The organism is Streptomyces sp. P1-3 (assembly GCF_050613155.1).
Taxonomy (GTDB): domain Bacteria; phylum Actinomycetota; class Actinomycetes; order Streptomycetales; family Streptomycetaceae; genus Streptomyces.
In genome coordinates this window covers 236407-259121 of the sequence record NZ_CP192512.1, presented here as the reverse complement: position 1 = coordinate 259121, position 22715 = coordinate 236407, and the positions used below count along the sequence as shown (strand labels likewise).

2 protein-coding genes are annotated in these 22715 nt (G+C 72.8%); both read left to right on the top strand.

Annotation, left to right across the window (positions count from 1 at the left end; all coding sequences use genetic code 11):
• The first annotated feature begins 6 nt into the window (after positions 1-6).
• Positions 7-15057, top strand: a complete 15051-nt coding sequence (locus ACQUSR_RS00945) for an SDR family NAD(P)-dependent oxidoreductase (RefSeq protein WP_431040587.1) — start codon at positions 7-9, stop codon at positions 15055-15057.
• Entirely contained in the window at positions 15054-22715 is a 7662-nt protein-coding gene (locus ACQUSR_RS00940; RefSeq protein ID WP_431040586.1) for an amino acid adenylation domain-containing protein, read from the top strand. Before ACQUSR_RS00945 ends, ACQUSR_RS00940 begins: the two co-directional genes overlap by 4 nt.

Here is a 22715-nt window from a genome sequence, read left to right as displayed (position 1 = left end):
CGGTTCTTGCGCGAAACGTTGGCCGGCGTCCTGGGAACCGAAGCGGCTCCGGGCTCCGACGACGTGTGTCTCGTGGAGTCGGGGCTGGACTCGATCAGCTGCGCCGTGTGGCTGCGCGAGATCAACCGAACCCTCGGGCTTTCCCTCACGGTGGCCGATGTCTGCGGTCACCCCACCTTCGGCGAATTGTCTGCCCTGATCGAGGGCGCCATGGGAGATCTGATGAGTGCCATGACCCCTGGGCCCTCGGCTGCCCTGAGCGGTTCCCCCTCCGGCCACTCCCGCATCGCCGGCTACCTGCGGGAGAGCCTGGCGGCCGAGCTGGAACTGGCGGCATCGGACATCGACGACGACACCCCGTTCGTGGAGCTGGGGCTTGACTCGATCACGGGCGTCACCTGGACCCGCAAGCTGAACACGCACTTCCAGCTCTCGCTCTCTGCCACCCAGGTCTACAGCCACCCCACGGTCGACGAACTGGCGGGCCACCTCGCCGGACTGCTCGGCGAAGCCGCGCCCGAACCTGCTTCGGAGACGGAGACGGAGGCGGAGACGGAGGCGGATACGGAGACGGAAACGGCGGCCGGGGTGGAGGCGGTGACGGAGGCCGCGATCGGCGCATGGCTGCGGTCGAGTCTCGCCAGGGAACTGGAGCTGGACGAGTCGGACCTCGACGACGACACCCCGTTCGTGGAGTTGGGGCTCGACTCGATCACCGGCGTCACCTGGACCCGTTCCATCAACACCCGGCTGCGGCTGTCGCTGTCCGCTACGACGGTGTACGGCCACCCGACCATCAGCGAGCTGGCCCACTACCTGGCGGGTCAGGACGGCGTGGCGCTGCCCGTCGACCCCGCACCCGCACCCGTGCCCGCGCCCGCACCTGAGCCGGCTCCGGCTCCGGCTCCCGAACCGGCACCGGATCCGGCACCCGCCCTGGCACCCGACCCGGCACCCGCACCGGCACCGGGCCCGCGCGGCGGCGTCGAGCTCGTCGACATCGCCGTCATCGGCATGTCCGGCGCGTTCCCCAAGGCCGAGAACCTCGACGAGTTCTGGCAGAACATCCGCACCGGCCGCGACTGCGTCTCCGAGGTACCGCCCTCCCGCTGGCAGGTGGGGGAGTACTACGACGAGCGGCCCGGCACGCCCGGCAAGTCGTACAGCAAGTGGATGGGCGTGCTGGAGAACGCCCACCACTTCGACCCGCTGTTCTTCACCATCTCGCCCGGCGAGGCGGAGTACATGGACCCGCAGCAGCGCGTCCTCCTCCAGGAGAGCTGGCGCTGCGTCGAGGAGGCCGGCTACAACCCCGAGGACCTCTCCGGCACGCGATGCGGCGTCTTCGTCGGCTGCTCCGTGAACGGCTACGGCGGCGCGCTCGACGAGACCGAGTTGAGCGCCCACCAGAACCTCGGCACCAACAGCGCCATTCTGGCGAGCCGAATATCCTACACGCTCAACCTCAAGGGCCCCTGCCTCTCCATCGACACCTCGTGCTCGTCGTCGCTCGTGGCCATCGCGGCCGCCTGCGACAGCCTCTGCCTGGGCGACAGCGACACGGCCTTGGCCGGCGGGGTCTGGGTGATCCCCGGGCCCGGCGTGCACATCGCGATGAGCCAGCTGCGCGCCCTGTCACCGGACGGGCGCTGCTACGCGTTCGACGAGCGGGCCAACGGCTTCGTACCGGCCGAGGGAGTGGGCGTACTGCTCCTCAAGCGCCTGAAGGACGCCCAGGCCGACGGGGACCGCGTCCACGCCGTCATCAGGGGGTGGGGCGTCAACCAGGACGGCAGGTCCAACGGCATCACCGCCCCCAGCGCCGAGGCGCAGACCCAGCTCCACAAGCGGGTGTACGACAGGTTCGGCATCGACCCCGCGGACATCGAGCTCGTCGAGGCGCACGGAACCGGTACCGCCCTGGGCGACCCGGTCGAGGTCGACGGCCTCGTGGGCGGCTTCACGGCCCTCACCGACCGGCGCGGCCACTGCGCCCTGGGCTCGGTGAAGAGCAACATCGGCCACAGCGCGTGCGCCGCCGGAGTGGCGGGCTCCCTCAAGGCGATCCTGGCCCTGAAGCACGAGACCCTCCCGCCGACCGTGCACCACGAGCGGCTCAACGAGCACATCGACCTGGACGGCACGCCGTTCTACGTCAACACCCGGGCGCGGGCCTGGCAGCGCGGGGACAGGCCGCGCCTGGCCGCGGTCAGCTCGTTCGGCTACAGCGGCACCAACGCCCATCTCGTCCTGGCGGAACCGCCCCGAACCCCCGGGCGCCCGCACGCACAGAGGCAGGAGCACACACCCGCACGGGAGCCGGAGCGGGGTGCGCGGCTGATCGTGCTGTCCGCCCGGACCGCCGCACAGCTCGAAGAGCAGGCCCACCGGCTCGTCGTCCACCTCGACGCCCATCCCCGGGAGAGCCTGCGGGATCTGAGCTTCACCCTGCTCCAGGGCCGCAAGCACTTCCGCCACCGCCTCGCGCTCGTGGCGAGCACTCCCGAGCAGGCCGCCCGGACGCTGCGCACCTGGCTGGAGACGGGCGGCGCGCCCGCCTTGTGGACCGGCGACGGCAAGCCGAGCCGTGCGCTGAGGGATCCGGCCGGTACGGCCGGCGAACAGACCGATCCGCGCGCCCTGGAAGCGCTCGCGCAGGAATACGCGCGGGGCGAGGCCCTCGCGTTCCAGCGGCTGTTCGCGGCCGGGCGGCGGCCGAACAGGATCTCCCTGCCCACCTATCCGTTCGCCAAGGACGCCTACTGGCTCCAGCCGGCCGGCGGCGCCGCGAAGGCCGACCGGTCCGGCCCCGGCCACGACGCGGCACAGACGGACGGGTCCGGAAGCGGGCACGGCGGTGACTCCGCCGCGACCGGCCGGCCGGGTGCGGCGGACCCCGGCGGCGGGGCCGTGCTGACCCTGGAGCCGCACTGGGAGCCTCGACCCGCCCCCTCCGGCGCCGCCACCGCGCCGATCAGCCGCACCGTGTGGCTGGTCGGGCCCGGCGCGACCGGTGAACGGGCGGGCGCCCTGCGCGCCCTGCTACCCCCCACCACCGCACTGCGGACGTTCGACCTCGCCGCGGACCGTCCACTGGACGCCGAGTACCTGCGGCTGACCCAGACCCTGCTGACCTCGATCCGCACCGCGGTCGGCGAGCGCGGCGCGGCGGGCGAGGACCTGCTCCAGGTCGTGGTGCTGGGCCATGGGGCGCCGGCCGCCCGGGTCATGACCGGTGTGTCCGGGCTGCTCCGGACGGCCACCCTCGAGTACCCGTGGCTGCGCGCCCAGTGCGTGGAGTACCTCGACCGCTTCGACCACGGCGACCCCGGCTCCACCGCCGCGCTCGCCGACGCCGTCGAGGCGGGTGCGCGCGACTGCGCCGAGCAGGACATCCGCCACCACGACGGACAGCGGTACGTCCGGCGCCTGATCGAACAGCAGCCGCAGTCGGAGGCCGGGCCCACGGCCACCCCGTGGCGCGACGGCGGCGTCCACCTCGTGACCGGCGGGCTCGGCGGGATCGGGCTGATCCTCGCCGCAGAGGCGTCCCGGACACTCCGTCAGGGCACCGTCGTCCTCGTCGGCCGCTCCGCGCCCGACACCACCCGACTGCGCGCGCTCACCGCTCTGGAGAGGCCGGGCGTCACGATCGAGTACCGCCGGGCCGACGTCACCGACCGGCGGGCCGTCGACGCACTGGTCGAGGACGTCGTGGCGCACCACGGCGCGATCCACGGGATCGTCCACTGCGCCGGGGTCCTCCACGACGGCTACCTCGCCACGAAGACCGACGCGCACCTGCGGGCCGTACTCGCCCCCAAGACGTCCGGTCTGGTCAACCTCGACGAGGCGACCAAGGACCAGCCCCTGGACCACCTGATCGTCTTCTCGTCCACCGCGGCGGCCCTCGGGAGCGCGGGCCAGGCCGACTACGCGGCGGCCAACGCGTTCCTGGACGCCTACACCGAGCACCGCGGCGAACTGGCCGCGCGGGGCGCCCGGCCCGGTCGCGTCCTGTCGATCGGCTGGCCGCTGTGGGCTGATGGCGGCATGCGCGTCGACGACGCGGCGCGCACCGGGCTGCGTCGCATCGGCGTGACCCCGCTCGCCACCGAGGACGCGCTGCGCGCCCTTTCGGCCGCGGTCGCCACCGGTCGCCGCCGCACGCTCGTGCTCTCCGGCGACCGCCGGCTGCTGCTCACCCGCCTGGCGGCGCAGACCGGTGCGCGGCCGCCCGCCGCCGATCTCGCGCCCGACCCTGACCTCGCCACCTCCACCGCCACCTCCGCCTCCGCGACCCGGCAGACCTGGGAGCACCGACTCGTCGCCGAGGTGTCGGCGCAGCTCAAGGTCCCCGTCGAGGAGATCGATGTGGACGGTGAGTTCGGTGAGTACGGCTTCGACTCGATCAGCCTGACCGAGCTGGCGAGCCGGCTGGCGGACGGCTACGGGCTGACCCTGGCGCCCACCGTCTTCTTCGAGCACACCACCCCGGCACGGCTGGCCGCTCACCTGGCCCAGCACGACCCGCGGCCGGCTCCGCAGCCGGCCGTGGCGGCCACCGCCCCGGCCGCCGATCCGCGAACGGCCGCCGATCCGCGGAACCTGCGGGACCTGGCCCGGCAGGCCCTCGTCGCCGAGGTGTCGGCGCAGCTCAAGGTCCCCGTCGAGGAGATCGACGTGGACGGTGAGTTCGGTGAGTACGGCTTCGACTCGATCAGCCTGACCGAACTGGCGCGCCGGCTGGGAGACCGCCTCGGCGTGGACCTGGCGCCCACCCTGTTCTTCGAGCACCGCACCGTGGACAGCGTCGCCGCGCATCTGGCCGCCACGTACGGCGACGAGATCGCGTCGACCCGCTCCGAGCCGGTGCCCGTCCCCGCGGCCGTGCCCTCACCCACTCCCACGCCCTCAACCACGCCCGAGCCCACACCCACCCCGGCGCTCGCGCCCGCGGCGCCGATCGCCATCATCGGGATGAGCGGCAGCTTCCCGCAGGCCCCGGACCTCGCCGCGTTCTGGGAGAACCTGCGCGACGGCAAGGACTGCATCACCGAGATCCCCGAGGACCGCTGGGACTGGCGGGCCATGCACGAGGACCCGGCCACACCGCAGAGCAACAAGCATGTGCGCTGGGGCGGATTCCTCGACGGCGTCGACCGCTTCGACCCCCTGTTCTTCGGCATATCGCCGCGCGAGGCCCTCGCCATGGACCCGCAGCAGCGCCTGCTGCTGACCCACGCGTGGCAGGCCCTGGAGGACGCCGGATACGCGCCGTCGAGCCTGGCCGGCAGCGACACCGCCGTCATCGTCGGCACCGCGCCCAGCGGCTACGGCAGCCTGGTCCTGGCGGAGCGGCAGGGCGAGGACGGCTACGCGGCCACCGGAGTATCCGGTTCCGTCGGTCCCAACCGGGTCAGCTATCTGCTGGACCTGCACGGGCCCAGCGAACCGGTCGAGACCGCGTGCTCGAGCTCGCTGGTCGCGATCCACCGCGGCGTCGAACTGCTGCGCGCCGGCCGGAGCGGCCTCGCCCTCGTCGGCGGCGTGAACACGATCGTCAGCCCGGACCTGCACATCGGCTACAGCCGCGCCGGCATGCTCTGCGAGGACGGCCGCTGCAAGACGTTCTCCGCCCAGGCCAACGGCTATGTGCGCGGTGAGGGCGTCGGCATCCTCGTCCTCAAGCCGCTGGACCGGGCGGAACGCGACGGCGACCGGATCCTCGGCGTCATCCGCGGTACGGCCGTCAACCACGGTGGCCGCGCGCACTCGCTCACCGCGCCCAACCCGAACGCCCAGGCGGAACTCCTCAAGGCCGCGTACCGCGAGGCGGGCGTCGACCCCCGCACCGTGACGTACATCGAGGCGCACGGCACCGGCACCGAACTGGGCGATCCCGTCGAACTCAACGGGCTCAAGAGCGCCTTCGGCGCGCTCTACGAGGAGACCGGGCAGGCACCGGGCACCCTCCCCGAGCCGGCCCGCTGCGGCCTGGGCTCCGTCAAGAGCAACATCGGGCACCTCGAACTGGCCGCGGGCGTCGCCGGCGTCATCAAGGTGCTGCTCCAGATGCGGCACGCCACCTTGGCCCAGAGCCTGCACTGCGAAGAGCTCAATCCCTATCTCGACTTCCGGGACAGCCCCTTCGAGGTGGTGCGCGAGCAACGCCCCTGGGAGCGGCCGCGCGACGCCGAGGGCCGGGCCGTCCCGCGCCGGGCCGGAGTCAGCTCCTTCGGGTTCGGCGGCGTGAACGCCCATCTCGTTCTGGAGGAATACGACGCCCCCGTGCCGTGCGCCGAGGACGCCACCGGCTCCCCGGCCGTGGACGAGCTCTCCGCTCCGCGCCACCCGGCCCTGATCACCCTGTCGGCCCGCACCGGACCGCACCTCGTCGAGCAGGCCCGACGGCTGCGCGACCACCTCCGGAGCCCGCACCTGGGAGCGGCCCGCCCGACCGACATCGCCTTCACACTGCACGTGGGGCGCGACGTGATGGAGGAACGGCTGGCGACGCGCGTCACCTCCGTCGCGGAACTGGAGCGCAGGCTCACCTCCTTCGTCGACAGCGTCGACAGCCCCGGAGGCCACGAGGGCTGGTACCGCGGCACCGTGCCCCGGCGCGCGTCGGCGGCCGCGGACGCCCGGCCGGACGCCGCCCGGCTCGCCGAGGCGGACCGCTGGCTCGCCTCGGGGGAGTACGACCGCGCCCTCGCCGAATGGGCGGCGGGCCACCCCGTCGACTGGCGGCGGCTGTACGCGGACGGCCCCCGGCCGGTGCGGATCGCCCTGCCGACGTATCCCTTCGCCGAGGAGAGCTACTGGGCCGGACGCGACGCGTCCCGCCCGGCGGCCCCCCTGCCGGCTAGCGCACCCGATTCCGCACCCGTGCACGCGCACCCGATGCTGCACCGGAGGTCCGGTGACGCCGCCACGGCGTCGTACGACGCCGTCTTCGACGGAGCCGAGCCCTTCCTGAAGGACCATCAGGTGCAGGGGATCCCCGTCCTGCCCGGTGCCGCACATCTCGAAATGGCGCGGGCGGCGGTCCTCCACACGGCGGGCGAGGAGAAGACCACCGAACGGGTACGGCTCACCGACATCGTCTGGCTGCGGCCCGCCGCCTGCGGTGCCGACGGGCTGGAGCTGCGGCTGGGCCTTCGGCCCCTCGCCGGCGGAGCCGACGCGACCGGGCCCGGTTACGCGTACACCATCCATCGCGTCGACGCCGACGGCGAGCAGACCCTCTGCAGCCAGGGACGCGCCGGCCTGCCGCGCGCGCTCGCCGAGCGCCCGGTGCTGCCGCTCGGCGAACTGCGCGGCGCCTGCGCCGGGTCCGCCCTCTCCAAGGCGGAGCTCTACGGCCTGTACGACAGGGTGGGCATGGGGTACGGCCCGGCGCAGCGCTCGCTGGCGGGGCTGACCGTGGGCACCGACGCCGCCGGACGGCCGCAGGTGCTCGCCGAACTGCGCCTGCCGGAGCCGGTGGACGCGGCCGAGGCGGCGCTCTACGGCCTCCATCCGAGCATCCTCGACGGAGCGCTCCAGGCCACCATCGGCCTGGGCATGGGCCCCGGCACGCCAGGGGAGGGCAGCCACCCCGCCCGCCCGGCGCTGCCCTTCGCGCTCCAGGAGCTGGAGGTGTTCGCCGCCACCCCGGCGACCGCGTTCGCCTGGATCAGGTACCAGGGCGGCAGCCGCCCCGAGGACACCTCGGCCAAGCTCGACGTGACACTCGTCGACGAACACGGGCGTGTGTGCGTGGAGCTGACCGGACTGAGCGCCCGCGTGCTCCCCGGTGAGCCGGTGGCCGAACCGGCCCCGGCCCCGGCCGAGCCGGGCACGCCGGGCGCGTCGCCGCTCGCCGACCTCGCGCTGCCCTATGTGCGCCGACAGCTCGCCACAGCGCTCCAGGTCGGCGTCGAGCGGCTGGACGTCGACACGCCGCTGGAGTTCTACGGCATGGACTCCATGATGGCGATGGAGCTCACCCGCCATCTGGAGGACACCTTCGGCGTCCTGCCCAAGACCCTGTTCTTCGAGGTGCGGACCATCCGCGCACTGAGCGAGCACTTCGCCGAGGAGTACGCGGAGCGGCTGCGCACCGCGCTGGGCTCCGCCGCGGACGCCGACGCGCGGTCGGCGGAGGAGCCGCCGGCGGACGAGCCGCCGGCGCGCGAGGCGGACCGCCCGAACGCCCTGGCCGGTCCGGACAGTCCGGCCGTTGCCGACGCTTCCGTCACCACCGCTGAACCCGCCACCATCACCGAACCCGTCACCGACATCGCCATCGTCGGAGTCAGCGGCAGATACCCGCAGGCCGAGGATCTGGACCAGTTCTGGCAGAACCTCCGCGCCGGACGCGACTGCGTCACCGAGATCCCGGCGGACCGCTGGGACCACCGCGACCACGGCGCCGCGGCGTGCAAATGGGGCGGGTTCCTCGACGGCGTCGACCGCTTCGACCCGCTCTTCTTCCGCATCTCGCCGCGTGAGGCCGAGTACCTCGACCCCCAGGAGCGGTTGTTCCTGGAGTGCGTCCACCACACGCTGGAGGACGCCGGTTACACCGGTGAGCTCCTGGCCCGCCAGTCCGCCGAGCGCGGCGGTGCCGACGCGGCCATCGCCCGCGCGGGCAAGGTGGGCGTCTTCGTCGGGGTGATGTACGAGGAGTACCAGCTGCACGGTGCCCAGGCACAGGCGCGCGGCCACCAGGTCGCGCTCTCGGGCAGCCCGTCCTCCATCGCCAACCGGATCTCGTACTTCTACGACTTCCACGGGCCGAGCATGGCCGTCGACACCATGTGCTCCTCCTCGCTCACCGCGATCCACCTCGCCTGCGAGGCGATCAGGAGCGGCCAGTGCGAGGCGGCCATCGCCGGGGGCGTCAACGTCAGCGTCCACCCCAACAAGTACCTGATGCTCAGCCAGGGCAAGTTCACGGCCAGTGACGGCCGCTGCCGCAGCTTCGGCGAGGGCGGCGACGGCTACGTGCCGGGCGAGGGCGTCGGCGCCGTGCTGCTCAAGCCCCTGGAGCGGGCCATCGCGGACGGCGACCACATCCACGGAGTCATCAAGGGCACCGCGCTCAACCACGGCGGAAGGACCCATGGCTTCTCGGTGCCCAGCCCCGTCGCCCAGGGCGACGTCATCGCCCGGGCGCTCGCGCGGGCCGCGGTCGACCCGCGCTCGATGAGCTACCTGGAAGCGCACGGCACCGGTACCTCGCTGGGCGACCCGATCGAGCTGGCGGGCCTGGTCAAGGCGTTCCGGCAGGCGGGCGGCGGCGCGCTGCCCGCGCAGAGCTGCGCGATCGGCTCGGTCAAGTCGAACATCGGCCACTGCGAGAGCGCTGCCGGTATCGCCGGGGTCACCAAGGTGCTGCTCCAGATGCGGCACGGCGAGCTCGTGCCGAGCCTGCACTCCAGCACCCTCAATCCGCACCTCGACTTCGACGGCACGCCGTTCCGGGTGCAGCAGCACCTGGGGCCGTGGCACGGTCCGCGCGTCGCAGGGGTCTCCAGCTTCGGCGCGGGCGGCTCCAACGCGCATGTGGTCATCGCCGAGCACCGGCCAGGTACGGGTACGGGCACGGCCGCCACCGCCTCCGGGTACGCGTCCGGTCCTCGCCCGGTGGCCGTCCCGCTCTCGGCGGCGACCGAAGAACAACTGGTGGAGCAGGCCCGGCGGCTGAGGGCACGCGCCGAGCAGCTGACCGACGACGACCTCGCGTCCCTCGCCTGGACGCTCCAGACGGGGCGTGTCGCCCTGGAGGAGCGGCTGGCCTTCACGGCGGACTCGCTGGAGGCCGTCAGGCAGCGCCTCGACGCGTTCCTCGCCGACCCCGCGGGACCCGGCGACTGGGCGCGCGGCACCCTCCGGCCCGACCAAGATGCACCCTCCGCCGGCGACGAGGACGGGCTCGACGGCCTTGTGGACCAGTGGGTCCGGGGCGCGGCCGTCGCATGGGAGCGGCTGTACCCGGAGGACGGCACGCCGCGCCCGCGGCGCATCGGCCTGCCCGGCTACCCCTTCGCCAGGGAGCGCTACTGGCTCGACCTCGGCTCGGATCCGGAGCCCGGTCCGGCGCCCGGCCCTGAGACGGCGCGGGTGTCCGGCCCCTCCGAGGGCGCCCTGCACCCGTTGCTGCACCGCAATGACTCGACCGCCTTCGCGCTGGCCTTCCGTACCCGGTTCGACGGTTCGGAGCCCTTCCTGCGCGACCACCGGATCGGGGACAGCCCAGTGCTTCCGGCCGTGGCGCAGCTGGAGATGGCCCGCGAGGCCGTGGCGCGCGCCTTCGAGGTCACCGAGCCCGGCCGCGTGCGCCTGCACGACGTGGTGTGGCTGCGGCCCGTCGCCCTGACAGGCGGCGAGCTGGTGCTCAGCCTGCGGCTTCGGGCGCTGAGCGGTGACGAGGCCGAGTACGAGCTGTACGTCACCGACGCGGGCCCCGCCGCCGGCGGCACCGGCGAGGAACTGGCCGGGCGGGGCAGGGCGACCGTGCTCCGGGAGGCCCCCGAGCCGTACGAGGTGTCCCTGGACGCCCTGCGGGAGCAGTGCGCACAGGACCGCCTCGACGGGGCCGAGGTGTACGCGGCCTTCGCCGGCAAGGGGCTGCACTACGGCCCGGCGTACCGGAGCATCGAGCGCCTCGCGCTCGGCGACGGCGACCACGGTGCGCAGGTCCTCGCGGATCTGCGCATACCGGCGGGTGCCCGCGCGGCGGCAGCGCGGCTGTGCCTGCACCCGAGCGCGCTGGACGGAGCCCTGCAGGCAGGTATCGGCCTGGCCCCGCATTCGACGGCCACGATGGTGCCGTTCGCCCTGGACAGCGTGCAGGTGTACGCCGCCACTCCCGAGCGCGCCCACGTCCTAATCCGCTCCGGCGCGCGGACGTACGACATCGACGTGTACGACGAGCACGGCCGGATCTGCGTCGAGCTGCGGGGACTGGCTCTGCGCGAGCTGCCCGCGCCGGCCGAGGCCGGGGCCGGGCAGGGGACCGAGCCCGTACCGGGCCATCTGCTGCTGATGCGCCCGGTGTGGGAGCCGAGCGAGGAGAGCAGCGAGGAGAGCGAGGGCATCGCGGCCGACGGGGAGCCCGCCGAGCGCCATGTCATCCTCATCGGCCGGTCCACGGCCGCGGAGCGGGACGCGCTCGCGACGGCGCTGCCCGGCTCCGTGCACCACGAGGCCGTGGACCTGCCGGGCGACGACCCACTGGACCGCCAGTACCTGACGGCGACCCAGCGGGTGTTCGCGCGGGCCCGCGACCTGCTGGAAGGCGGCGTACGCGGTTCGGCGCTGCTCCAGGTCGTGCTGGTCGGCGACCCGGACGCGGACGAGCACGAATCCCGGGCCGTGTTCGCCGGGCTGAGCGGCCTGCTGAAGACGGCGTCGCTGGAGAACCCGCGGCTGCGCGCCCAGTTCATCGACTGCTCGGACGGCGCCGCCCCCGCGGTCGTCGCCGAACGGCTGCGGGCGGAGACCGCCCCGGAGGTGCGCTACCGCGCCGGCCGTCGCCAGGTCAGGCGCCTGGAGGAGGCCGCGCTCGCGCCCGGCGCGGCGGCCGCGCCGTCCTGGCGCGCGGGCGGCGTCTATCTGATCACCGGCGGCACCGGGGCCCTGGGCCTGATCACGGCCGAGGAGATCGCCGCCTCCGCCGCGGGCGCCACCGTGGTCCTGACGGGGCGCTCCGCGCTCACCGACGAGCAGCGGCACGCCCTCGACGCCCTGCGGGCGGCGGGGCTCCAGGTGGACCACCAGCGGATGGACGTCGCCGACCGCGGCGCGGTCGAGCGGCTGATGGAGCACATCGAACGCGCCCACGGGCCGCTGACCGGCATCGTGCACGGCGCGGGAGTGCTGCACGACAACTTCGTCATCAAGAAGACCCCGCAGGAGCTGGCACGGGTCCTCGCGCCCAAGGTGGCGGGCCTGGTCCATCTCGACGAGCTGACGCGCGACCAGCCGCTGGAGCTCTTCCTGTGCCACTCGTCGACGACCGGCGCACTGGGGAATCCGGGCCAGGCCGACTACGCGGCGGCGAACGCCTTCATGGACGCCTACGCGACCTACCGCAACCGCCTCGTGGCCGCCGGACTGCGACGCGGCCGGACCCTCTCCGTCAACTGGCCGCTCTGGGAGGACGGCGGTATGCGGGTCGACGAGGCGACCAAGGAGCGGCTGCGGCGGATGGACCTCCTGCCGCTGGACACCGAAAGCGCCCTCCACGCCCTGCGGAGCGGTCTGGCGGCCCGGGACACCGTCCTTGAGGACGGCAGGCTCCTCGTCGTCGCCGGGCGGCGCGAGGCGCTGCTGCCCCGGCTGACCGGGCGGCGCGCCGAGTCACCAGCCACTGAGCCCGGCACGCGGGCACCCGAGAGCCCCCGGGCCGGCCAGGGGCTCCAGGACAAGGCCGTACGCCACCTCCGCCACCAGCTGGCCGCAGCCCTCAAGCTGGGCCCCGACAGACTGGACGCCGACACGCCGCTGGAGCGCTACGGCATGGACTCCGTTGTGGCGATGAACGTGATCGCACAACTGGAGAAGACCCTCGGCACCACCCTGTCGAAGACCCTCTTCTTCGAAGTCCAGACGGTCCGCGCGCTGGCCGAGTACTTCACCACCCACCACGGGGACGAGCTGCGCGCCGAGTTCGGCGACACCGGTACCGCCGGCCCGCGGCCGGAGCACCCGGCGCCGGTTCCGCCCGCTCGGGCCGCGGCGGCCGCACCCGTACGGGACGAGCTGCGCGCCCGCCCGGCCCGCTCCCGGGCCGACCGCGAGGACATCGCGATCATCGGCATCAGCGGCCGCTACCCCGGCGCCCCGGACCCCGACGCCCTGTGGGCCCGGCTCCGCTCCGGCGACGACTGCGTCACCGAGGTCCCGGCCGACCGCTGGGACCACGGCGCGCTGTTCGACACGGACCGCGACGCACCCGGCAAGAGCTACTGCAAGTGGGGCGGCTTCCTCGACGGGGTCGACCAGTTCGATCCGCTCTTCTTCGGTGTCTCGCCGCGCGAGGCCGAGACCATGGACCCGCAGCAGCGGCTCTTCCTGGAGACGGTCTGGCAGCTCCTCGAACACAGCGGCGTCACCCAGGAGGCCATCGAGCGGCGCTACGACCGGCGCGTCGGCGTGTACGTCGGATCGATGTACCAGATGTACCGGGCCGACGCCGAGGACGCCGTGCGCTCCGCGCTGACCTCGGCCGCGTCGTACAACCTCATAGCCAACCGGGTCTCGTACTTCTTCGGGCTCGAAGGGCCGAGCCTGGCCGTGGACAGCATGTGCGCGTCCTCGGCGACCGCCATCCACCTGGCCTGCGCCGATCTGTTGCGCGGCGAGAGCGAGCTGGCGATCGCCGGAGGCGTGAACCTGACGATCCATCCGGACAAGTACGTCGCCCTGTCCCAGGCCCAGCTGCTGGGCAGCCACCCGGGCAGCCGCAGCTTCCGCGACGGGGACGGCTACCTGCCCGCCGAGGCGGTGGGCGCGGTGCTGCTCAAGCCGCTGGCCGCCGCCCAGCGGGACGGCGACACCGTCCACGCCGTCATCAAGGGCAGCGCGTCGCTGCACGGCGGCCGGGCCAACCGGTTCATGACCCCGAGCCACAAGACGCAGGTGAACGTCATGCGGCGGGCGCTGGAGCGTGCCGGTTGCGACCCCGCGTCGATCGGCTACCTGGAGGCGGCGGCCAACGGCTCGGCGCTCGGCGACGCCGTCGAGATCAGCGCCCTGCGCGAGGTGTTCGGCACGGTCGAGGAGCCCATCGCGCTCGGCTCGGTGAAGTCCAACCTCGGGCACCCCGAGGCGGCTTCCGGCATCGCCCAGCTCACCAAGGTCGTCATGCAGCTGCGGCACCGGGAACTGGCCCCGCCGGCGTCCGTCGGCACCCCCAACCCCGACCTGCGGCTGGAGGAGGGCCCCCTGCGGCTGTGCGAGACGCTGACGCGGTGGGAGCCCCGCCGCCACGGCGGCGGACCCCGGCGCGCGCTCGTCAACTCCGTCGGGGCCGGCGGCAGCCACGTCAGCATCGTCGTGGAGGAGGCACCCGGCGCCGGGGCCCCGGCCGACGACCGGGCGCGGCACGCCGAAGCCGGCCCGCACGACGGTACGGAACAGCAGGTGATCGTGGTCTCCGCACACGACCCCGAGCGGCTGCGCACGGCGGCCAGGCTGCTGCACGACTTCGTCGGGCGGGACGACTGCGTCGCCCTGGCCGATCTCGCCCACACCCTCCAGGTGGGACGGGAGCCACTGGCGGAGCGGCTCGCCTTCGTCGCCGGCTCCCGCACCGAGCTGCTGCGGACGCTCGCGGACTTCCTGGAATCCGAGCCGCCGTACGCCCACCTCCACCTGGGCAACGCCGAGGACACCGCGGGCCCCCTCGGGGACCTGCTCGCGGGCAGCCACGGTGAGGCCTTCGTCTCGGGGCTCTTCGCCGACCGGGACCTGGACCGGCTCGCCGCCCTGTGGGTGCGGGGCGGCCGGGTCGCCTGGGGCGATCTGTACCAGGGGCGGGGTCGCCGAGTGGTGCCCCTGCCGACGACGGCGTTCCGGCGCAAGCGCTACTGGGTCGGGCACACCGGCGCGCCCCAGCAGCCCCAGCCCCAATCCCGGCCCCAGAGCCCATCGCCCGCACAACCCGAACACGCGGGCGACGACATCACCCGCTACCTGGCGGACTACTTCACCGGCGCGCTGGGCCTGGACACCGGTGAACTCCCCATGGACAAGGACCTGCACAGCGTCGGAGCGGACTCCATCCTGTGGGCCCGGCTCCAGCGCGCGATCGAGGCCGACCTCGGCCTGACGCTCACCACACGGGAGATCGTGGAGCTCGGCACCCTGGAGCGCATCGCGGCACGCCTCGCCGCCAAACGGGCCCCGAGCGAGGAACGGGCTCCGAGCGAGGCGGCCCCCGACGCGCACACCAGCGGCGACGCCGTACGGGAAGCCAGGGCCGAGGCCCTGGAGGCGTTCCGGCAGGGCAGCGTCGGACTCGAAGATCTCAAGGCACTCATGAAGGAAGCACGCGCGTGAACGAGGATCAGATTCTGGCGGGCTTCAAGGCGGGGCTCTACTCCGCCGAGGACGTGCTCGCGTTCTACGAGCGGCTCCAGGACGCGCCGGAGGTGGACACCCCCGGCAGGCGCCCCCTGTCCGAAGGGCAGAAGGGACTGTGGCTCCTCCACAAGCTGCGCCCGGACTCGGACGTGTACAACGTCCCGGTCTGCTTCCGCATCTCCGCACCGTTCGACGTCTCCGTCTTCCAGGAGGCGTTCGAGCTGGTGGTGGCCCGCCACACCCCCCTGTCGAGCGTGATCGTGGAGGACGAGGGCACGCCCTACCTGGTGCGGGGCACCCCGGGCGCGGTCGGCTTCCGCCACCAGCCGGTGCCCCCCGGCCTCCCCGACGACGTCCTGCTCGCCCTCGTGCGCGAGCAGGCCAAGGCGCCGTTCGACCTGGCCGGCCAGTCGCCGGCGCGTGCCGCCGTCTACTCGGTCGGCTCGGCCGAGGCACCGGAGACCCTCGTCCTGCTCGTCTTCCACCACCTGGTGTTCGACGGCGCGTCCACCCCGGTCCTGCTGCGCGACCTGTTCCAGGCGTACGAGACGCTGCTCCAGGGCGGCCGGCCGAAGCCCGCCCCGGGGCAGCGGGACAACTACGACGCGTTCGTCCGCTGGGAGGCCGACTTCCTGGCCGGACCCGAGGGCGCACGCCACCGCGCCTTCTGGCAGGAGACCCTCGCCGGCCCCCTCCCCGTGCTGCACCTCGACATCGAGCGCGGCCCGGCGCCGGGCGCCGCCGCCGAGGGCAGGACGGCCAGGCTGCCGCTGCCCCGGGCGCTCGCCGCCCGGGTGCGCGACCTGTGTGCGGCACGCGGGATCAAGCCCGCGGTCCTCTTCCTCGCCGTGTACGAACTGCTGCTGCACCGCTACAGCGCTGAGCGCGACGTGATCGTCGGCGTGCCGTCCATGGGCAGGCCGGGCGCCGCCTACGACCAGTCGGTCGGCTACTTCGTCAACATGGTGCCCATCCGCCACGGGGTGCGCGCCGACCAGCCGTTCACCGACTTCGTGCGCGAGCTGACCCTGGTCATGGCCGACGGCCTCGACCACGCCGCCTACCCGTTCCCGCGCATGGTGCAGGACCTGAACCTGCGCACCGACCCGGACGACTCCCCGGTCTTCCAGGTCAGTTACGTCTTCCAGAACAAGCGCATGATGCATGTGGCGGACGACGTCCTCGGCCTCGACCTCGCCCGGTCCCTGCGGTTCGTCGACGAGATCTCCCAGGAGGGGGAGTTCAAGCTCCACCTGGAGGTCTTCGAGAACGCCGCCGACGACTACACGCTGCACCTCAAGTACGACGCCCAGCGCTTCGACGCCGAGGCGGTCGAGCGCCTCCTCGACCACTACCGGCTCCTGCTGGACGCGCTCGTCGCCGCCCCCCAGCAGCCGGTGTCCGAGGTCTCCCACCTGTCGGACCGCGAACGCGCGCAGCTGCTCGGCGAGTGGAACGACACCCGCCGCCCCTACTCCGACGACCGCGGTCTGCCGGACCTCCTCGACGCCGCGGTGACCCGGCACGGCCACCGCACCGCCCTCGTACTCGGCGAGCGGTCGCTGACGTACACCGAGCTCGGCGACCGGATCGACGCCCTCGCCCGCGAGCTGCGCCGCCTCGGCGTCACACCGGACACCGTGGTCGGCGTCTGCATGGAGCGCTCCGTCGAGATGGTGATCGCCCTGTGGGCGGTCATGAAGGCCGGCGGCGCCTACCTGCCCCTCGAACCGGGATACCCGGCCGAGCGCCTTCGCTACATGATCGAGGACTCGGGCGCCGACATCGTGCTCACCCAGGCCGCCGCCGAAGCCGTCGACACCGCCGCCCTGTCGGGGGTGCGCCACGTGCTGCGACTCGACGCCGACGGCAGGCCGCCGGGCGGGCCCGGCGACCGCACCGCCGCCCCCGCCGCCACCCGGGTCCGTCCCGAGCACCTGGCGTACGTCATCTACACCTCCGGCTCCACCGGACGCCCCAAGGGCGTGATGGTCGAGCACCGGGCCGCCGTCAACCGCATCGAGTGGATGCAGAACGAGTACGCCCTCGGCACCGACGACGTCGTCCTCCAGAAGACGCCGTTCAGTTTCGACGTCTCGGTGTGGGAGTTCGTCTGGCCGCTCATCACCGGCGCCCGCCTCGTCCTCGCCGAACCCGGCGCCCACAAGAACCCCGACCACCTCGTCCGGCTCATCCGCTCGGCCGGGGTCACCACCTTGCACTTCGTCCCGTCCATGCTCCGCCTGATGCTCGACCACGACGGCTGGGCCGGCTGCACCTCCGTGCGCCAGGTCTTCTGCAGCGGCGAGGCACTGCCCGCGGAGCTGCCCGCACGGCACCACGCCGTGCACGGCGCGCGGCTGCACAACCTCTACGGGCCGACCGAGGCGGCCATCGACGTCAGCCACTGGGAGTGCCCGCCCGGCGAGCCGTCCGGCACGGTGCCGATCGGCAGGCCGATCCAGAACATCCAGCTCCATGTGCTCGGTGAGCACGGCCAGTTGCAGGCCGTCGGCTGCGCCGGTGAGCTGCACATCGCCGGGGTGGGGCTGGCCCGCGGCTACCTGAACAACCCAGGCCTGACGCGGGAGCGGTTCGTCCCGAACCCGTTCGCCCAGGACCCCGACGCGCGCATGTACCGGACGGGCGACCTGGTCCGCCGGCTGCCGGACGGCGGCCTGGAGTACCTCGGCCGGATCGACAACCAGGTCAAGCTGCGTGGCTTCCGCATCGAACTCGACGAGATCGAGGCGTGCCTGGCCGGCCACCCGGCGGTCCGGGCCTGCACCGCAGTAGTCCGCGAGGACACCCCCGGCGATCCGCGGCTCGTCGGCTATGTGGTCCTCGACCGCGCGCACACCGGGGACTTCCACGAGGAACTGGCCCAGCACCTCGGACGGGCCCTGCCCGAGTACATGGTCCCCGGTGCCCTGGTCCGCCTGGACGAGCTGCCGCTGACCCCGAACGGCAAGCTCGACCGCAAGGCGCTCCCGGCGCCCGGCGTCAGCGCGTACGCCGTCGCCGACGAGCGCGTCGCCCCCGCCACCGCCACCGAGCGGGTCCTGCTCGCGGTCTGCGCGGACCTGCTCGGCTTCGACGAGCGGCGCATCGGCGTGCACGACAACTTCTTCGCCCTGGGCGGCCACTCGCTGCTCATACCGAAGCTGACCGCGCGCCTGGCCGACCAGGGACTGGACTGCGACCTCCAGAGCGTGTTCGGCGCGCCGACGCTCGCCGACCTGGCGGCCACGATCGACGCGGCCGCCGCCGATGCCGCGACGGCCGCGGCACCGCGGGACGGCGCGGCGGCGACCGGTGGGCCGGCGGCCGAGCCGTTCACCGTTCCGCCGAACGGCATACCCGACGGCTGCACCCGGGTCACGACCGACATGCTCCCCCTGGTCTCGCTGACCGAGGACGAACTGGCCACCGTGGTGGCCGCCGTACCCGGTGGCGCCGCCAACCTCCAGGACGTCTATCCGCTGGCGGCCCTCCAGGAAGGCATGTTCTTCCACCACCTCAAGGAGAGCGGCCGGGACCCGTACGTGCTCTCCGGAGTGTTCTCCTTCGAGAGCCGGGCCCACCTGGACGCCTTCGTACGCGCCCTGCGCGCAGTCGTCGCACGGCACGACGCGCTGCGGACAGCGATCCTGGCCCAGGGGCTGCCGCAGCCCCTCCAGGTCGTGGTGCGCCACGCCGAACTCGAACTGGAGGAGTTCGAGGTGCGCCCCGGCGCCGACATCCAGGACGAGATCCGCGAGCTGCTCGCCGGCTCGCAGGCGATGAGGCTGGACCGCGCGCCGCTGATCCGGCTGCGTGCCGCCCGCCACCCCGGCACCCCGGAGTGGTTCGCGGTGCTCAACCTGCACCACGTCATCGACGACGCCACCTCGCTCGGCCTGCTGTTCCAGGAGCTCGTCGCGCACATGACCGGCCGCGAGGCGGACCTCGCGGAACCGGTGCCGTACCGGAACTTCATCGCCCACGTCCGCCACCGCGCCCGGAACCTGGACCCGGCCGCGTACTTCCAGGCCCAGCTCGGCGACGTCACCGAGCCCACGGCGATGTTCGGCCTGCACGACGTCCACGGCGACGGCCGCCGGGTCCTCGACCTGCGCAGGCCCCTGGAGGCCCGGCTCGGCCGGCGGATCAGGGACCGCGCCAAGGAGTTGCGGGTCAGCCCCGCCACCCTGTTCCACGCGGGCTGGGCGCTGGTCGTCTCGGCGTGCAGCGGACGCGACGACGTGGTCTTCGGCACGGTGATGTCCGGGCGGCTCCAGGGCCCCCGGGGCATCGAGCGCATGCTCGGCAACTTCATCAACACGCTTCCCGTGCGCGTCGACCTCGACGGCATGAGCGTCCGCGACCTGGTACGCACCACCGACCGGGCGCTGCGGGAGCTGGTGGGGTACGAGCAGACCCCGCTGGCCGTCGCCCACGGCCAGAGCGACGTGCCGCGCGACACCCCGCTGTTCAACGCGATCCTGAACTACCGCCACCTGGAGGCCGGCGACCGCGTCGACGACTCCGAACTGGAACGCGCGGGCGTCACGTCGCTGGCCGGCGTCATCGAGCGCAGCAACTACCCGGTGGCCCTCTCGGTGGACGACCTGGGCCACTCCTTCTCCCTCGACGCGCAGATCGACGAGGCGCAGGACGCCGAACTGGTCATCGGCTACCTCGAGGCGGCCATGGCGGGCCTGGTCGACGCGCTGGCCGACGAGGAGTCAGCCCAGGGCCAGGCCCTGGAAGTGCCCGTCATGAGCGACGCGACGCGCCGGCGGATGCTCGTCGACTGGAACGAGCGGCCACCGTCCCGCGCCACCGACGACCGTTGCCTGCATGAGTGGTTCGAGGAGGTCGCGGCCGGGTCGCCGGAGGCGGTGGCGCTGGAGTGCGAGGGGCGGACGGTCTCGTATGGGGAGCTGAACGCGCGGGCCAACCGGCTGGCGCGCTATCTGCGGGTCCTGGGGGTGGGGCCGGATGTGCTGGTGGCCCTGTGCCTGCCGCGCACCGAGCACATCGTGGTGAGTGTGCTGGCGGTACTGAAGGCCGGTGGCGCCTATCTGCCGCTGGATCCCGCGTCGCCGGCGGACCGTCTGGCCCATCTGCTGGACGACGGTGCGCCGCGTGTGGTGCTGACGGACGGTCCCCTGCCCGAGGGGCTGGCGGTTCCATCGGTCCCGGTGGTGGATGTGCGGTCGGACGCCGGTTTGTGGGCTGGTTTCCCGTCGGACGATGTGCCGGTGGCCGGTGTGTCGCCGTCGGGTCTGGCCTATGTGATCTACACGTCGGGTTCGACGGGGACGCCGAAGGGGGTGATGGTCGAGCACCGTAATGTGACGCGGTTGTTCACCTCGACGGATGAGTGGTTCCGTTTCGGTGCGCGGGATGTGTGGACGCTGTTCCACTCCTTCGCGTTCGACTTCTCGGTGTGGGAGATCTGGGGCGCGCTGTTGCACGGTGGGCGTCTGGTGATCGTGCCGCAGGCGATGACCCGTAGCCCTGGTGACTTCTATCGGCTGCTGTGTGCGTCGGGTGTCACCGTCCTGAATCAGACGCCGAGTGCGTTTAGGCAGTTGGTGGCGGCGCAGGGCGAGGATCCGCGGCCGCATGCGCTGCGGGTGGTGGTATTCGGTGGTGAGGCGCTGGATGTGGCGTCGCTGAAGCCCTGGATGGGCCGCGCGGCCAATCGGGGTACCGAGCTGGTCAACATGTACGGGATCACCGAGACCACCGTGCACGTGACCTATCGGCTGTTGACCGAGGCCGACGCCGAGCGGACGGTCAGCCCCATCGGCGCGCGCATCCCCGATCTGCGGACCTACATCCTGGACCATCGCGGTCGGCCGGCGCCGATCGGTGCGGTGGGCGAGCTGTACGTCGGGGGCGCGGGTGTGGCGCGGGGCTATCTCAATCGTCCCGGGCTGACTGCCGAGCGTTTCCTGGATGACCCGTTCTGCGGGGAGGCGGGTGCTCGGATGTACCGGACGGGGGACCTGGCGCGCTGGCTGCCGGACGGCTCGTTGGAGTACCTGGGCCGCAACGACGACCAGGTCAAGATCCGGGGTTTCCGCATCGAACTCGGCGAGATCGAGGCGAGGCTCGGCGAACACCCCGCCCTCCAGGACGCCCGCGTCGTGGTGCGCGAGTACGACGAGCACGACCGCCGCCTGGTCGCCTATCTGGTGCCGTCCGCCGAGCGGGCGCCCGCCGTGCGGGAGCTGCTGCGCATCGGCCGCACCGAGCCGGAAGCGCTCGAGCGCACGTATGAACTCCCCAACGGCATGACGGTCTTCCAGCAGAACAAGAGCGAGACCGACTTCGTCTACGACGAGATCTTCACCAACCTCGAATACCTGCGGAACGGGATCACCATCCGCGACGGCGACCGCATCTTCGACGTGGGTGCCAACATCGGCATGTTCACGCTCTTCGCGGGCAGCCGCTGCCCCGACACGGAGATCCACGCCTTCGAGCCCATCCCCCCGGTCTTCGACTCGCTGCGCCGCAATGTCGAGCTCCACGGCCTGAACGCCAAGGTGTACGACTGCGGCCTCGCGGCGGAGGCCACGGAGGAGACCTTCACCTTCTACCGCCACAACACGGTCATCTCCTCCAGCGTGACCACCGCCGAGCAGGCCCACGAGATGGTCCGCTCCTACCTCCGCAACCAGGAAGAGCTCACCGAGGACGGCACGGCCGGCACGGCGGCGGGCGACGAGCTCGTCGACGAGCTGGTCGACGCCCGGCTCGACAGCGAGCAGTTCACCTGCCGCCTCAGGACCCTCTCGGAGATCATCAGCGAGGAGTCGATCGACCGGATCGACCTGCTGAAGATCGACGTGGAGAACGCCGAGTACGAGGTGCTCAAGGGCATCCACTGGCGGGACTGGCCCAAGATCCGGCAGCTGGTGGTGGAACTCCACGACGTCAACGGCCAGCTGGAGAAGATCGTCACCCTGCTCAAGGCCCTCGGCTACGACGTCGTCTGCGAGCAGGACAACCGACTGCTGCGCAACACGACGCTGTACAACGTCTACGCCCGCCGGCCCGACGCACCACCGGCGGAGGGCCACGGCTCACCGGGCGACGGCGCGCCCCGCTGGTCCAGCCCGGCCGCCCTGCTCGCGGACGTGCGCAGCGCCCTGTGCGACACCCTGCCCGAGTACATGGTCCCCGCCGCCCATGTCCTGCTGGAGGAGCTGCCGCTGACGCAGAACGGCAAGCTGGACCACCGCGCCCTCCCCGCGCCGGAGAGCCACCGGCGGCACAAGGAGCACCGGACGGCGCCCCGGACGGAGTCGGAGCGGACCGTCGCGGCCGTCTGGGCGGAGCTCCTGCGCACAGACGCCGGCGACCTGGGCACCGACAGCGACTTCTTCTCGCTGGGGGGCAATTCGCTGCTGGTGACCCGGCTGGTCAACCGGCTGGCGCAGACGACCGGCGCGGAGCTGCCCATCCAGGCCGTCTTCGACGGGCCCACGCTCGCCGAGATGGCCGCTGAGCTGGAACGGCGTACTCCCATGGACGCCGGCGGGGGGACGCTCGACATGGCCAGGATCCTGGAGAGCATCGACCTCATCGAGAACATGAGTGAAGAAGAGCTGGACGCGTTGGAAGGCCAGATCTAG